The sequence below is a fragment of the Actinomycetospora sp. 2LY8.5 genome (genome assembly GCF_057180585.1).
Genome location: NZ_JBXUHE010000029.1, coordinates 1 through 13384, shown reverse-complemented (window position 1 = coordinate 13384; position 13384 = coordinate 1). Strand labels below are relative to the sequence as shown.

13 protein-coding genes are annotated in these 13384 nt (G+C 69.4%); 9 read left to right on the top strand and 4 right to left on the bottom strand.

Annotated features, from left to right (window positions below; translation table 11 throughout):
- Positions 1-23 precede the first annotated feature (23 nt).
- Together AC2A1K_RS24945 and AC2A1K_RS24940 are read right to left on the bottom strand one after the other, a co-directional pair.
- The gene (locus AC2A1K_RS24945) at positions 24-1013 is read right to left on the bottom strand and encodes an FAS1-like dehydratase domain-containing protein (protein ID WP_483899037.1); all 990 of its coding nucleotides are present in this window, start codon (positions 1011-1013) and stop codon (positions 24-26) included.
- Positions 1010-2524, bottom strand: coding sequence for a class I adenylate-forming enzyme family protein (locus tag AC2A1K_RS24940; protein WP_483899036.1), 1515 nt, complete (start codon positions 2522-2524; stop codon positions 1010-1012). Before AC2A1K_RS24940 ends, AC2A1K_RS24945 begins: the two co-directional genes overlap by 4 nt.
- Positions 2525-2706: 182 nt before the next feature.
- Here AC2A1K_RS24940 and AC2A1K_RS24935 point away from each other — a divergent pair, with 182 nt between their 5' ends.
- The gene (locus AC2A1K_RS24935) at positions 2707-4392 is read left to right on the top strand and encodes a flavin-containing monooxygenase (protein ID WP_483899035.1); all 1686 of its coding nucleotides are present in this window, start codon (positions 2707-2709) and stop codon (positions 4390-4392) included.
- Between the two features lie 33 nt (positions 4393-4425).
- Positions 4426-5499, top strand: coding sequence for a Rossmann-fold NAD(P)-binding domain-containing protein (locus tag AC2A1K_RS24930; RefSeq protein WP_483899034.1), 1074 nt, complete (start codon positions 4426-4428; stop codon positions 5497-5499).
- Between the two features lie 14 nt (positions 5500-5513).
- Here AC2A1K_RS24930 and AC2A1K_RS24925 read toward each other — a convergent pair whose 3' ends face one another.
- On the bottom strand, positions 5514-6251 hold the full coding sequence (locus tag AC2A1K_RS24925; protein ID WP_483899033.1) for a GntR family transcriptional regulator: 738 nt from the start codon (positions 6249-6251) through the stop codon (positions 5514-5516).
- Between the two features lie 119 nt (positions 6252-6370).
- Here AC2A1K_RS24925 and AC2A1K_RS24920 point away from each other — a divergent pair, with 119 nt between their 5' ends.
- The 7 genes from AC2A1K_RS24920 to AC2A1K_RS24890 all read left to right on the top strand — a co-directional run bounded on the left by AC2A1K_RS24920 (position 6371) and on the right by AC2A1K_RS24890 (position 12343).
- Positions 6371-6892 carry a VOC family protein gene (locus AC2A1K_RS24920; protein ID WP_483899032.1) on the top strand — a complete coding sequence of 174 codons (522 nt, stop codon included), beginning with the start codon at positions 6371-6373 and terminating at the stop codon, positions 6890-6892.
- A gap of 75 nt (positions 6893-6967) precedes the next feature.
- Positions 6968-7855 (top strand): SDR family NAD(P)-dependent oxidoreductase, encoded by an 888-nt coding sequence (locus AC2A1K_RS24915; protein ID WP_483899031.1) that lies wholly within the window; start codon positions 6968-6970, stop codon positions 7853-7855.
- The gene (locus tag AC2A1K_RS24910) at positions 7852-8307 is read left to right on the top strand and encodes an FAS1-like dehydratase domain-containing protein (protein ID WP_483899030.1); all 456 of its coding nucleotides are present in this window, start codon (positions 7852-7854) and stop codon (positions 8305-8307) included. Before AC2A1K_RS24915 ends, AC2A1K_RS24910 begins: the two co-directional genes overlap by 4 nt.
- Entirely contained in the window at positions 8304-8747 is a 444-nt protein-coding gene (locus tag AC2A1K_RS24905; RefSeq protein WP_483899029.1) for a MaoC/PaaZ C-terminal domain-containing protein, read from the top strand. The genes AC2A1K_RS24910 and AC2A1K_RS24905 overlap by 4 nt, the downstream gene beginning before the upstream one ends.
- On the top strand, positions 8744-10165 hold the full coding sequence (locus tag AC2A1K_RS24900) for an OB-fold domain-containing protein (RefSeq protein WP_483899028.1): 1422 nt from the start codon (positions 8744-8746) through the stop codon (positions 10163-10165). The genes AC2A1K_RS24905 and AC2A1K_RS24900 overlap by 4 nt, the downstream gene beginning before the upstream one ends.
- A 1-nt stretch (position 10166) precedes the next feature.
- Positions 10167-11369, top strand: coding sequence for an acetyl-CoA acetyltransferase (locus tag AC2A1K_RS24895; RefSeq protein WP_483899027.1), 1203 nt, complete (start codon positions 10167-10169; stop codon positions 11367-11369).
- A 176-nt stretch (positions 11370-11545) separates the two neighbouring features.
- Positions 11546-12343: an amidohydrolase family protein gene (locus AC2A1K_RS24890; protein ID WP_483899026.1), complete on the top strand. Its 798-nt coding sequence runs from the start codon at positions 11546-11548 to the stop codon at positions 12341-12343.
- 109 nt (positions 12344-12452) lie between these two features.
- Here the strand turns inward: AC2A1K_RS24890 and AC2A1K_RS24885 are convergent, their stop codons facing one another.
- Positions 12453-13148, bottom strand: coding sequence for a VOC family protein (locus AC2A1K_RS24885; protein WP_483899025.1), 696 nt, complete (start codon positions 13146-13148; stop codon positions 12453-12455).
- Between the last annotated feature and the right edge of the window lie 236 nt (positions 13149-13384).

Sequence of the window (13384 nt, the reverse complement as noted above, 5' to 3'; positions counted from 1 at the left end):
CGCGCAGCAGAATGGAACGGTCGTCAGGGCGGCGCCGGAGTCAGGGTGACGGTGGCCTCGACCGACACCTGGCCGTCAGCCCGGACTCGCACCGCGAGCTCGTGGGCGCCGTCGTCGCGCCGTCTCGTCGTCCTGCCGCCGACCCGCACCTGCTGGCCTTCGGCGGTGAACCCGACGAGTCGTGTCGACAGGGCCGAGATGCGGGGCAGGGGACCGACCCATCGACGCACCGCGCACTCGACCAAGGCCTCGCACAGCGAGACGTTCGCGAACGCGCCGGGCGCCCCGACGGCCCGGGCCGCCGCCGGGTCGGTGTGGATCGGGGTGAAGTCCCTGGTGACCGCCGCCGCCATCACCAAGTGCTGGAGGCTCAAGGGGAGGACGACCTCCGGGAACTCGTCGAACGTGGCGTCCACCCCGGTCTCCCCGCCCGACGGGGTCGACGCTGCGCTCCCCGTCGTCGGGGTGTACCGGAACCCCGTGGCGGTCTCCCGTGCGACCGTGCGCCCGGCGTCGGAACGGTAGAGCGTCTCGAGGACGAGGAACGCCCCCTCGCCGAGACGGGTGCGCTTGCGGCGCACCGAGAGCAGCGTCGACGACGCACTCAGGTGATCACCCGGATAGATGTCCGCGTAGTACGCGAAGCTGTTGCCGGTGCCGACCATCGCGGTGCCGGCCCCGGGCAGGGTGGTCAGTGCCGCGCCGACCTGCGGGGCGACCTCCCGGTGCCCGGAGCCGGGGGACCAGTAGGGCGGCAGCGCCCACGCGCGGGTCAGGGATCGAGGGCTGACGACGTCGCAGTAGCCGGCCGCCCGCGCGGCGAGCTCGTCGGTGTGGATCGGGCAGTCCCAGCTCAACGTCTCGAGGAGTCGCCGGAAGGCGGATCGTTCAACGGCGTCCGCGCCTCGCACGGTCTCGAGCGGTTCACCGACGAAGCGCTCGGTGTCCTCCCACGTGCCGGGGACCAGCACCATCGACGGCGGGCCGGGTGCTGCCGACGACGGCGAGCTCATGACTCGACGAGGATTCGGAGGCTCTTCTTCTCGAGCTTGCCCGTCGAGCCGCGCGGCAGCTCGGGCACGAGCCGGAACTCCTCGGGGACCTTGTAGGCCGCGAGGTGGGCCCGGCAGTGGGCGGCGAGTTCGTCGACGTCCACCGCGTCGGCCTCGACGAAGGCGACGATCGCCCAGTCGCGGATGGCGTCGGGCTTGCCGACCACCGCGGCGTCGAGCACGCCGGGTGCCTGGCAGATCACCCGCTCCACCTCGGAGGCCGAGACGTTCTCCCCGGCCCTCTTGATGATGTCCTTCTTGCGGTCGACGAAGAACACGTAGCCGTCCTCGTCCATGCGGCCGATGTCCGAGGTGTGGTACCAGCCGTCGATCACGGCGGCTTCGGTGGCGTCGGGCCTGCCCCAGTAGCCGAGCATCAAGGACGCGCCACGCTCGCCCCGGATGCAGATCTCGCCCTCGGTCCCCGCGGGAACAGGCTGCCCGGTCTCGTCGAGGATCGCCACCTCCCGGTCCGCCGCGGGACGCCCCAACGAGGGCCAGCGGTGCTCCCCGTAGGGCGGTTCGATGTAGGTGAGGCCGACGCCCTCGGTCGACCCGGAGATCGCCAGCAGCGGGCCGGTGCCGAACCTCTCGTCGAACCCTCGCTCCACGTCCTCGGGCAGCGCCATGCCGCACGGGGTCAGACGAACGGCGTGCTCGCGGTCCCGCCCGGGCTCCACCGAGGCATTGGCCATGATCATGCGAACTTGTGCCGCCACGATGGGCACCACCGTGGCGCCCACCTCGCGGAGGTGGGCGGTCCACCGGCTTGCGCTGAACGCCGCGCCGGTCGCCACCGTGGCGCCGCGGAGCAGGCCCGGCAGCAGGCAGCAGTAGAGCCCCGAGACGTGGTACATCGGCATGTGCGAGAACAGGACGTCGTCGGGCCGGATCGACCAGACTTCGGCCATGCGGACCGCTTCCTCGACCGCGGAGCGCTGGCTGTGGACCACGCCCTTCGGTCGGTCGGTCGACCCCGAGGTGTAGAGGATGAGGTAGGCATCCATCGGCCCGACGGGCACCGTGGGCAGCGCGGACGCGGACCTCGTGTAGTCGACGACGGGGTCCGGGCCGGCGTCGAGGGCGAGCAGCAGCGCGTCGGAGGCCGCGATCTCGGCGGCCTTCATCGTCGTCTCCCGCATCGCGCTCTGGAACAGGATGGCGCTCGGCGCGGTGTCCTCGATCTGGTAGGCGATCTCGGACGCGGCGAGCGCCACGTTGGTCGGCGCACCGATGGCTCCGAGCCGTGCGATCGCGCCCTGGGCGAGCACCAGTTCGACGGAGTTCTTGGCGATGACGAGGACCCGGTCGCCGTGGCGTACTCCTCGCTCGTAGAGGTCGGCCGCCAGCGACTCCGCGCGACTCTTGACCTCCCCCCAGGAGAGGGTGTGGGTGACGTCGTCCGAGTCGATGAACGCCAGCCCGCCGTCCCGATCGCTCCGGGCTGCCTGCTCGAACAACGTCCATGCCACGTCAGAACCCGTCCGTCGCATGCCGACCATGGACACCTCCGTCTCCGGCCACTGATACCTTACACGCTATATCGCAGTAACACGCGCCACAAGCGTCGATGTTTCGTGCATCTTGCTCGACTTTGTTAGCGCTCGCTAGAGTCTGGTCCGTCGGCGCCAGCGCCTCGGGCAGGGAAGGGACGATGACGATGGTGAGTGCAGGTGGCCAGGACCACGACTACGAGGTGCTCGTGGTGGGGGCCGGCGTGGCCGGCATCTGCCAGCTCTACCGCCTCCTCGAGGAGGGGGTTCCGGCCGCCGCGCTCGAGGCCGCGCCCGACCTCGGAGGGACCTGGTACCACAACCGCTATCCGGGGTGTCGATTCGACTCGGAGAGCTACACGTACGGCTACTCCTTCTCCGAGGAGCTCCTCCAGGAGTGGGACTGGAAGGAGCTGTTCTCGCCGCAGCCGGAGAACTTGCGCTACCTCGACTACGTCGCACAGAAGTTCGACCTCCGGCAGCACATGCACTTCGGCTGCGAGGTCACGGCCGCGACCTGGGACGAGGAGAGTACGACGTGGCGCGTCACCTGCGCCGACGGGCGGCGGTTCACGAGCCGCATCCTGATCACGGCGATGGGTGTGCTCTCCGCGCCGTCGTACCCGCCGCTGGAGGGCATGGACGAGTTCACCGGCCAGTCCTGGCACACGTACCACTGGCCCCACGAGCCGGTGGATCTCGCGGGGAAGCGCGTGGCCGTGATCGGGACCGGTGCGACCGGCGTGCAGACCATCAGCGCGATCGGCCCTCAGGTCGGTGAGCTCACCGTGTTCCAGCGTCGGCCCAACTGGTGCGCGCCGCTGTCGAACCGGGCCATCGCCGAGGACGAGATGGCAGACATCAAGGGTCGCTATGACGAGATCTTCGAGCTCTGTTCACGGACCCCGGGCGGCATGATCCACCAACCCGACAGGACCGGGTTCCACAACACGACGCCCGAGGAGCGCCGGGCCAAGTGGGAGGGGCTCTACGGGGAGCCCGGCTTCGCCATCTGGCTGCAGAACTATCGAGAGATCTTCATGGAGGAAGGCCCGAACGAGGAGTTCTCGGCCTTCATCGCGGACAAGATTCGCGAGCGAGTGCACGACCCGGCCACCGCGGAGCGGCTCATCCCGCGCGACCACGGCTTCGGGATGCTGCGGGTGCCGATGGAGACCCGGTACTACGAGGTCTACAACCAGGACAACGTCGAGCTCGTCGACGTCTCCGAGACCCCGATCGAGGCGATCACCGAGAAGGGCATCCGCACGACCACGACGGAGTACGAGTTCGACGTCATCGTCTACGCCACCGGCTTCGATGCGGTGGTCGGACCCTACGACCGTGTCGACTTCCGCGGCGTCGACGGCCGTACGCTGCGCGACAAGTGGGTCGACGGGCCGGTCACCTATCTGGGGCTGTTCATCGAGGGCTTCCCCAACCTCGTCACCATCGCCGGCCCACAGAGCGCGTCGTCGGCGACGAACTGGCCGCGCGGCATCGAGCTCCAGGTGGACTTCACGATGGACCTCCTCCGTCACCTGCGCCGCGAGGGCGTCCAGCGGTTCGAGGCGACCTCCGAGGCGGAACAGGAGTGGGTCGAGCACGCCACCGAGATGGCGGGCAGCCTGTTGATGCGCAAGGCGCGGAGCTGGTTCAACGGGCACAGCACGAACGTCGCCGGTCGTGCGCAGGGAATCCGCCATCCCCTGGTGTACAACGGCGGAGCCCCGAAGTTCCGGCGGCTGCTCGCCCGCGTCGCCGACGACGGCTACTCGGGACTGACGTTCGACGCGACCGACGGTTCGCGCCGGGCCACGGACGACCGTGACCATGCCGGCGTGTGAGTCCCGGCGCCGGTCTGCGCGAGAGGTTGGCGGATGATCTCGCGCGCACTCGTCGTGGGTGGCACCGGCCCGAGCGGCCCGGTGGTCGTCGACGGGCTGCGTGCCCGCGGCTACACCGTGACGCTCCTGCACAGCGGTCGCCACGAGGTCGTCGGGCAGGAAGATCTCGAGCACCTTCACGGTGACGCTTTCGACGAGCGGTCCCTGCTCGGTCTGCTCTCGGACCGGACCTTCGACGTCGTGGTCGCCATGTACGGCCGCACGCGCCTGGTGGCGGACTGCGTCGCGGGACGGTGTGGCCGGTTCATCGCCATCGGCGGCGCGCCGGTCTACGAAGGGTATTTCTCGGCGACCGCCGGACTCCCGTGGCGGTCCCAGCCGGTCGCCGAGGACGCTCCCCTGGTGGGTACGGAACCCTCGTCGGCGCCCTACCCGGTGCACACGATCCGGCGCACCGAGGACGGAGTCCTGCGCCACCACCGGGACTGGTCGTTCTCGGCGACGATCCTGCGTTACCCGACCATCTACGGGCCGCGCATCGTCCACAACTGGGAGTGGCTCGTGATCCGTCGAATCCTTGACGGCAGGTCCACGCTGTTCCTGGCCGACGGCGGCCTCGGGATCCACTCGCGGCTCGCCTGGCGCAACGCCGGCCAAGGGGTGCTCAGCTCCGTCGATCGTCCCGATGTCGCGGGCGGGAAGGCCTACAACGTCGCGGACGTCGAACAGTACGCCCTCGGGGACTGGGCTCGGCGGATCGCCGCGATCATGGGTGCCGAGCTGACCATCCTCTCGGTGCCCGCCTCGATTCCGTCCCCTGGGTGGAGCATGTACCCGTTCGGTCTGCCCGCGCTCGGTTCGCATTTCCTGCTCGACGCCGCGGCGATCCGCGACGAGCTGGGTCACCGGGACGTCATCGGACCCGATGAGGCTCTTCGTGAGACGGTCGACTGGTCACTGGCCCATGCCGATGCGGTCGACGCCACCATGGGCAGGTTCATCGACTACGCCGCCGAGGACGAGTTCGCGCGGGCGTACGGCAAGGCGGTCGAGATGCTCGGTCCCGCGTCGCAGGCGTTCGCCGACCCGGCGCCACCCCCACGATAGGTGGGCGCGCGGGATCAGGAGGCGTTGTCCCGCTCGGTCCTCCCGCGATCGCTGATCCACTGTGCGATCCGCCGTCCGGCCTCGGCGACATGCGACTCGTTCAGCGCGCGTGCCTGCGCGGCGTCCTGCTCTTCGAAAGCACGAAGGAGTGCATCGTGATCGTGACGGGCGCGGTCCTCCTCCTCGGGGAACCGTTCGAAGTAGCTGCGCGGGACGACCCGGACGGCCTGCCGCACCAGGAGCAGGAGGCGCGAGGAGGCTGCCGCCAGGTTGATCTCGCGGTGGAACTGCCAGTTGGCGGCGACGAGCGAGCTCGCGCTGGAGCCCGCGGCCTGATGCATCTCCTCGTTGAGGCGCTGCATCTTCTCGAGGGTCTCGGGCGTCATGCGCTCGGCGGCCCATTCCGCGGCTTTGCCGGCCAGGGTCGCCAACAGGTCGAAACTGTCGGAGATGTCACGGGCCGTCACGCCCAGCACCACCACACGACTGCGCGGGTTGATGTGAACAAGGCCTTCGTAGGACAGTTCGAGCAGCGCTTCGCGCACCGGGGTGCGACTGGTGCCGAACTCCTCGGTGATGGCACCGACGTCGAGCACGTCACCGGCACGCAACTCGCCGGTGAGTACGCGCTCGCGCAGCTCCGCGGCCGCCCGGGCTCGAACGGTCGTGGCGATCGAGTCCATCGGACCACGGCCCGTCCGAGGCGCGGCCGCCTGGCCCCCGTCGAGGTCGGGATCGCTGATATGCGGCACCTCGAGAGGTTAGCAGGGGCAAGCCGGAGGGATGCCCGGACACAGACCGTGACCGGCCGCGCCAGACATCGACGGTCATCAGCCCTTCCCTCCCAACTGATACCTTATATGCTGCATGTATGACGGAGAGGAACTCGAGTCGTTGTGGGGTCGGCCCGGTCCACCACATCGCTCTCAGCGTTCGCGATCTCGAGGCCAGCACGCGCTTCTACTCGGGCCTGCTCGGCCTCCGGCAGACGTTGCGAACCGAAGCGCGGGGTTCCGCGTTCGAACGGGTGATGGGTGTGGAGCCCGGGGCGTGGGCTCGAGTGCGCTACTTCGACGGAGGGCAGCAGCTGGGGCAGCTCGAGCTGATCGAGTGGCAGGACCGGGACACGCCCAGCTCGCGAGAGACCTCGCCGTACGACATCTGCGTGCTGGCGTTCAACGTCGCGGCCGGCGAGCTCGACTCTCTGGTGGCGCAGGCGCGGGACGCGGGCCACGAGGTGCTCTGCGAGCCAGAGGTCATGGAGCTTCCCGACTACGGATCGGTCCGCTCGGTCCTGGTGCGTGATCCCGACGACCGCCGGGTGGAGCTCGTGGAGCTCCCGACCGCCGAATCCGTCCGTGAGCTGCGTCGCCGCAACCGTCAGACGACCTGATCGGCGAGCGAACGCGAGGTCACTGCCGCGCCCGACTCGCAAACCCGAAACATCCCATCGCTCAGGAGGTCATGCATGGCATCCCTTGCAGGAAGGACCGCGATCGTCACCGGCGCGGGGGGAGGCCTGGGTCGCTCCCACGCGTTGTTGCTGGCCGAGCTCGGCGCTCGGGTCGTCGTCAACGAGCTCGACACCGACTCAGCGCACCAGGATGCGGAGTCGGTCGTCTCCGAGATCCGGCAGCGCGGCGGGGAGGCGGTCGTCCACACGGGCAGTGTCGCCGAGTGGGACGCGGCCGAGAACCTCGTCCGGACCGCCGTGTCGACCTTCGGTGGCCTCGACGTCCTGGTCAACAACGCCGGCATGCTCCGCGACCGGCCTCTGGCGACCATGTCCGAGCAGGAGTGGGACCAAGCCCTTGAGGTGAACCTGAAGGGCCACTTCTGCCCGCTACGACACGCCTCGGCGTACTGGCGCGCGCAGGTGAAGGCGGGGGCAGAGGTCCGGGCCTCCGTCATCAACACCACCTCGGGGGCGGGTCTGCGGGGGAACCCGCTGCAAGCGAACTACGCGGCCGCCAAGGCGGGCGTCGCCACGATGACGCTCGTCGCCGCCCGCGAGCTCGAGCGGTACGGCGTGCGTGTGAACGCGATCTCGCCGGTGGCGCGGACCCGCCTGACGATGGCCACCCCGGGTGTGGGGGAGCGGATGGGTGAGGGCGGTGGCCCCGGGTTCGACGAGTGGGCGCCGGCGAACGTCTCGCCTCTGGTGGGCTGGCTGGCATCGCCCGAGTGCACGCTGAGCGGCCAGGTCTTCAGCGTCCGCGGTCATCGCGTCGAGCGACAGCGGGGATGGAGCGTCGAGGAGGTCTTCGAGACCACCGGGGCCTGGACCGTGGACGGACTGTGCGCAGCGTTGGCCGACATCCCGGCCGGAGCCACGGAAGCGGTGCTGCCGGTATGACGACCACTCTGGCCCACCCACCCGCCATCGCGCCGGGCACGCCGCTGACCAGCTTCTCGGTCGTCGTCGGCGCCGACCTCGTCAGGCTGTACGCCAAGGTCGTCGGTGACGACGATCCGATTCGCAGCGATGTCGCGGCCGCGCGGGCCGCCGGCCATCCGGAGCGGGTGGTTCCGCCGACCTACCTGATCAACGTCGAGCGCCAGGGTCCTGACCCCCATGAACTCCTCAAACTGCTCGACGTGAAGCTCTCGAAGGTCCTCCACGGGGAGCAGGGCTTCACCTACCACGCACCGGTCCACGTGGGCGACGAGCTCCGTATCGAACCCCGCTTCGCCGACTACTACGAGCGTCGCGGCGGCGACCTTCGATTCATCGCCAGATCGACGACCATCAGCCGCGACGCCCAACCGGTGGCGGAGCTGCGGGCCCTCATGGTGGTGCGTCCATGAGCCCCACACCGCGCGGTCTCCCCTCCGCCGGGGCCGAGCTCGACCCCGCCGAGCTCGAACCCATCAGTCGAACCACGCTCGCGCTGTTCGCCGGCGCCTCCGGGGACCACAACCCCATGCACATCGACATCGATGCCGCGCGCGCGGCCGGGATGGACGATGTGTTCGCCCACGGCATGTTGTCGATGGCCTACCTCGGCCAGTACCTGCTGACGTGGGTACCGCAGAGCGCCCTGCGCTCGTTCGACGTCCGCTTCGCGGCCATCACCCCCGTGCACGCCCGCCCGACCTGTTCCGGACGCGTCGACCGAATCGTGGCGCTCCACGGGGAACGGATCGCCCACCTCGAACTCGCCGTCCACCTCTCCGACGGCACACGAACTCTCTCGGGCTCGGCCACCGTGTCGCTCGAGGCGCTGGACGAGGAGCCGAACCGATGACCACCACCCCCGGGGTGACGGGCTACGCCACACACCTTCCCCGCTTCCGCCTCCCCCGCGCCGACATCGCCGCGGCGAGCGGCGGCCGCGGACGCGGCGCGAGAGTGGTCGCGGGCTACGACGAGGACACCACGTCGATGGCCGTCGAGGCCGCCCGGCCGGCTCTGGGGTCCTCGACGCCCACCGATGTGTGGTTGGCGACGACCGCGCCGGCCTATGTCGACAAGACCAACGCCACCGCGGTGCACGCCGCGCTGTCGCTGCCCGACGCCGTCGGCGCCTTCGACCTCGGGGCCTCGGTGCGCTCGGGTGCCGCGGCGCTCGTCGCCGCGTCTCACGGGGGCGGACTGGCGATCATGTCGGACATCCGGGACGGCCTCGTCGGGAGCACCGACGAGATCCACGGTGGCGACGCCGCCGCAGCCTTCAGCTTCGGTCAGGACCACGTTCTCGCCGAACTCCTCGCCCACACGTCCGTCAGCACCGAGTTCCTCGACCGTTGGCGCCACCCCGGGGAGCGGGGCTCCAGCACGTGGGAGGAACGCTTCGGCGACGGCGAGTACCAGCGTCTGGCGGGCACCGTCACCGAGCAGGTCGTGAAGGCCGCGGGTGTGGCTCTCGCCGACGTCGACGTCGTGACCGTCGCCGGCACGAGCGCGCGCGCCACGGGCCGAGCCGCGACGCAGATCGCGCGGGACGCGGGCGCGACTCCGCACGGCGCGGACCTGCTCGATCTCGTCGGCAACACCGGAGCCGCTCACGTCGGACTCGTCCTCGCCGACGCCCTCGACCACGCTCAACCTGGTCAGGTGCTCCTGGTGCTCTCCCTGGCCGACGGCGCGGACGCCTTCCTCCTTCGCGCCACGGAGCATCTCGCCGCCTGGCGGGCACAGCACGCTGCCCTGCGCGAGGAACTGGACGCCGGCCTGCCGCTCACACTCCCGACATACCTGCTGTGGCGGGGGCGCCTCGAGCGCGACCGGCCACGGCGTCCCGACCCCGTCCGACCGTCGGCGCCCTTCGCCGCGCGCAACGCCCGGTACAAGTACGCCCTCGAGGGCGGTCGGTGCCGCGAGTGCGGTGTCGTCCAGTTCCCGACGCCGGACGTCTGCCTGCACTGTCACCGGCGAGGAGACTTCGAACCCGTCGTCGGCGCGGGCGCCGCGGGTCGGATCGTCACCTTCACAGTTGATCACCTCGCCTTCACCCCCAGCCCGCCCCTGATCAGCGCGGTGATCGACCTCGACGTCGGCGGGCGGATCCTGTGTGAACTGACCGACGTCGCGGTCGAGGACGTCGCCGTCGGGGTCCGGGTGAGGACGACCTTCCGCCGGCTCATGACCGCCGACGGCATCCACAACTATTTCTGGAAGGCGCGACCGGTCCGCGAGGGCCGAACGACGTCCGAGGAGGCCTGAGATGGCGATTCACTCACTCAGCGACAGGGTCGCCATCGTCGGCATCGGCTGCACGCCGTTCGGAGAACACTTCGACAAGGGAGTCGACGAGCTGATCGTCGACGCCGTGGAGGAGACCTGGAAACAGGCCGGCATCACCGCCGAGGACGTCGACGCCTACTGGGTCGGCACGCTCGCCTCGGGCATCAGTGGCCTCACACTGACGCGCCCGCTGCGCCTCCGCGGGACACCTGTCACGAGGGTGGAGAACATGTGTGCCACCGGATCCGACGCTTTCCGCAACGCGTGCTACGCGGTTGCCTCGGGTGCTGTCGACGTCGCCATGGCGGTCGGCGCAGAGAAGCTCAAGGACAACGGGTTGTCCGGCCTCCCGCAAGCCCGCCCGCAAGACGACGGGACCCGCATCACCACGACCGCGCCGGCCAACTTCAGCATGTTGGCACCCGCCTACCAGGCCAAGTACGACGTCGACCCCTCCACCTTCCGATCCGCGATGAGCCACGTGGCGGCCAAGAACCACGCCAACGGCGCTCTCAATCCCCGAGCACAGTTCCGCAAGGCCATCTCGACCGAGACCATCGAGAATGCGCCGAAGGTCGCCGGTCCGCTCGGCGTCTTCGACTGTTCGGGCGTCGCCGACGGAGCGGCAGCTGCGATCATCGTGCGAGCCGAGGATGCCTATCAGTACACGGATCGTCCGCTGTTCGTGAAGGCGCTCTCCCTGACCGCAGGCTACGGCAGCGGTCAGTTCGACCGGGACTACGACTACTCCACCTTCCCCGAGGTGGTCGAGTGCGCTCGGGACGCGTACCGGCAGGCGGGGATCACGGATCCGCGCAGCCAACTGGCCCTGGCCGAGGTTCACGACTGCTTCACCCCCACCGAGATCGTCTTGATGGAGGACCTCGGCTTCTCGGAGCGTGGCCGAGCCTGCAGCGACGTCCTGGCCGGTGAGTACGACCGCGGAGGAGCCCTCCCCGTCAACCCTGACGGTGGGCTCAAGAGCTTCGGTCATCCGGTGGGCGCCAGTGGGCTGCGGATGCTCTTCGAGTGCTGGGTCCAGCTCCGCGGCGAGGCCGGGGATCGGCAGCTCGAGACCGCCGACCGGGGTATGGCGCTGACGCACAACCTCGGAGGCGCGCCCGGCGACTGCGTCTCGTTCGTCGCCATCGTCGGCACCGCCGGCACCGCCGGCACCGCATGACCGAGGACCCCGTGGGCCGATCCCGGGATGCGGTTCGGTCTCCGTCACCGCCGATCATCGACACCTTCCTGCACACACCGTGGATCGGAGGAGACGCACCGGACGATCCGCGAGCGGACACGGACGACTGGCACGGGGACCCACGACTCCGCCGCGTCATGCACACGTTCTCGCACATGGACGACGCCGGGCAGCCGGTGGCTCGCATCTCCACCGACGGGCTGCTCCGCGAGATGGACCGGTCTCACGTGGAGAAGGCGTTACTCCCGGCGAAGGTGTACTACGCGGCGTCGGAACAACGAGTCCGCGCCTTGCATCGTCAGATCCACGAGGTCGTCCGCGCGTCGAGGGGGCGAATCCGGGGTCTCGCCACCATCGTCCCGCCCGAGCTCGGCCCGGGCACCTACTGGGATGTGATGCAGAACGTCAGAATCGTTCGTGAGGCGCACGCCGAGTACGGTGTGGTCGGCGTTCACATCACACCGTCGCCGTGGGGGGTGTCGCCGGCGCACAAGTGGTTCTATCCCGTGTACGCAACGTGTGCAGAGCTCGGCCTGGCCGTCTTCGTCCATGTCGGTATGCCTGGACCGTTGTGGCCCATGGCCCCCCAGGACCCGGCACACCTGGACGAGGTCGCCCTCGCGTTCCCCGGCCTCACCATCGTCGCTCACCACATCGGCGACCCGTGGAACGACACCGTCGTCCGGCTCGCGGCGCGTCATCCCCACTTCTACATCTGCACCTCGGCGTGGTCTCCGAAACGCTATCCCGCGGCGCTTCTCGACTTCATGCGGGCGGGCTGGCACGGAACCGATGGAAGTGAGAAGGTCATGTTCGCGTCCGATCACCCACTCCTCGACATGTTCCGGGCCACGAGGGACGCCCGCAATCTCGATCTTCCCGATGAAGCCTTGAGGAACGTGCTCCACCGCAACGCCTCGAGCCTGTTCTGGCCGTCGGGAGTGTCCGCCTGACGGTGTCACTGGCGATCCGAGCACCCATGGGCTCGATCGTGTCGGTCAGACTGATCCTTCCCCCGCAGACACGCGCCACCGCCACGCGGTCGAGGGGCTCTATCCGGAATCAGAGTGCGAGAGATCCACAGTGGAGCAGCGACCGGTCGCGCGCAGCAGCCAACCGGCCATCGCGGCCGCGGAGCGGCCGGTCGGGCGACCGTCGCGTCGTCGCGGCACGTCGTCCTGGGCCGCCCGGGCCCGTCACGTACGCGTCCCACACCGTGACCCGCACCCTGCGGCGGCGGAGCGGAGGGGCCGGTGACGTCCTCTGCGAACGGCCCCTCAACCGCCGATGGGGCGGATGGGTTCGGATCCGTCCCAGCCGTCGGCCGAGCCCGCGACCATCGCGTAGAGATCGCACCGCCTGGTCGTCGCGGATCAGCTCGGTCATGCATCCCGTCGCGGCCCGGGGGTCAACGTAATGCAGTGGAGTATCGCCGAACCGCGTCGACATGCCGACCTCGTAGCCCTGAGTGGTGAAGTGTCGCAGCGCTTGGTCGAGATCAGAGACGGCGTAACAGATGTGGTAAAATCCGCCGGTGGCGGGCTCGTAGACGTCGCGGTAGAGGCTCGGTCCCGGGCTAAGCTGCTGGATGAGCTCCAGCTGGAGCTCGCCGAGCTGAGCGAGACCGATCCCCAGCTCCAGCTTGTCCGGAGTGCCACCACGGTACGTCGTGTCCTGAAGCTCGAGCCGATCGATGACGTGAAACGAGCCGCACCGCGCGCTCGACTGCCAAACCTTCATGCTCGACTCGAGGTCCACGACTACGAACCCATCTGGATCGCTCGCCCCAGTCCTTCAATCCTGGCCATCATTCTCCTCTGTCCGGACGAGACGTTGGACCTTCATCACCGAAGAGCCGCATTTCTGCCCGGGGGGGTGTCTCTATGGGGTTGTCAAGCCGCGAGGGGCTCGGGTGCTCGCGCTGGGGCGCGGTAGGGCTGGTGGTCGCGGAGCATGGCGTAGATGACGTCGGTGCGGCGGCGGGCCAGGCATAT

What these genes read in the sequence shown, in the direction of transcription:
- AC2A1K_RS24945 (WP_483899037.1), bottom strand. Translation starts at nt 1,013, where the DNA reads ATGAGCTCGCCGTCGTCGGCAGCACCCGGCCCGCCGTCGATGGTGCTG.
- AC2A1K_RS24935 (WP_483899035.1), top strand. Translation starts at nt 2,707, where the DNA reads ATGACGATGGTGAGTGCAGGTGGCCAGGACCACGACTACGAGGTGCTC.
- AC2A1K_RS24930 (WP_483899034.1), top strand. Translation starts at nt 4,426, where the DNA reads ATGATCTCGCGCGCACTCGTCGTGGGTGGCACCGGCCCGAGCGGCCCG.
- AC2A1K_RS24920 (WP_483899032.1), top strand. Translation starts at nt 6,371, where the DNA reads ATGACGGAGAGGAACTCGAGTCGTTGTGGGGTCGGCCCGGTCCACCAC.
- AC2A1K_RS24915 (WP_483899031.1), top strand. Translation starts at nt 6,968, where the DNA reads ATGGCATCCCTTGCAGGAAGGACCGCGATCGTCACCGGCGCGGGGGGA.
- AC2A1K_RS24910 (WP_483899030.1), top strand. Translation starts at nt 7,852, where the DNA reads ATGACGACCACTCTGGCCCACCCACCCGCCATCGCGCCGGGCACGCCG.
- AC2A1K_RS24905 (WP_483899029.1), top strand. Translation starts at nt 8,304, where the DNA reads ATGAGCCCCACACCGCGCGGTCTCCCCTCCGCCGGGGCCGAGCTCGAC.
- AC2A1K_RS24900 (WP_483899028.1), top strand. Translation starts at nt 8,744, where the DNA reads ATGACCACCACCCCCGGGGTGACGGGCTACGCCACACACCTTCCCCGC.
- AC2A1K_RS24895 (WP_483899027.1), top strand. Translation starts at nt 10,167, where the DNA reads ATGGCGATTCACTCACTCAGCGACAGGGTCGCCATCGTCGGCATCGGC.
- AC2A1K_RS24890 (WP_483899026.1), top strand. Translation starts at nt 11,546, where the DNA reads ATGGACGACGCCGGGCAGCCGGTGGCTCGCATCTCCACCGACGGGCTG.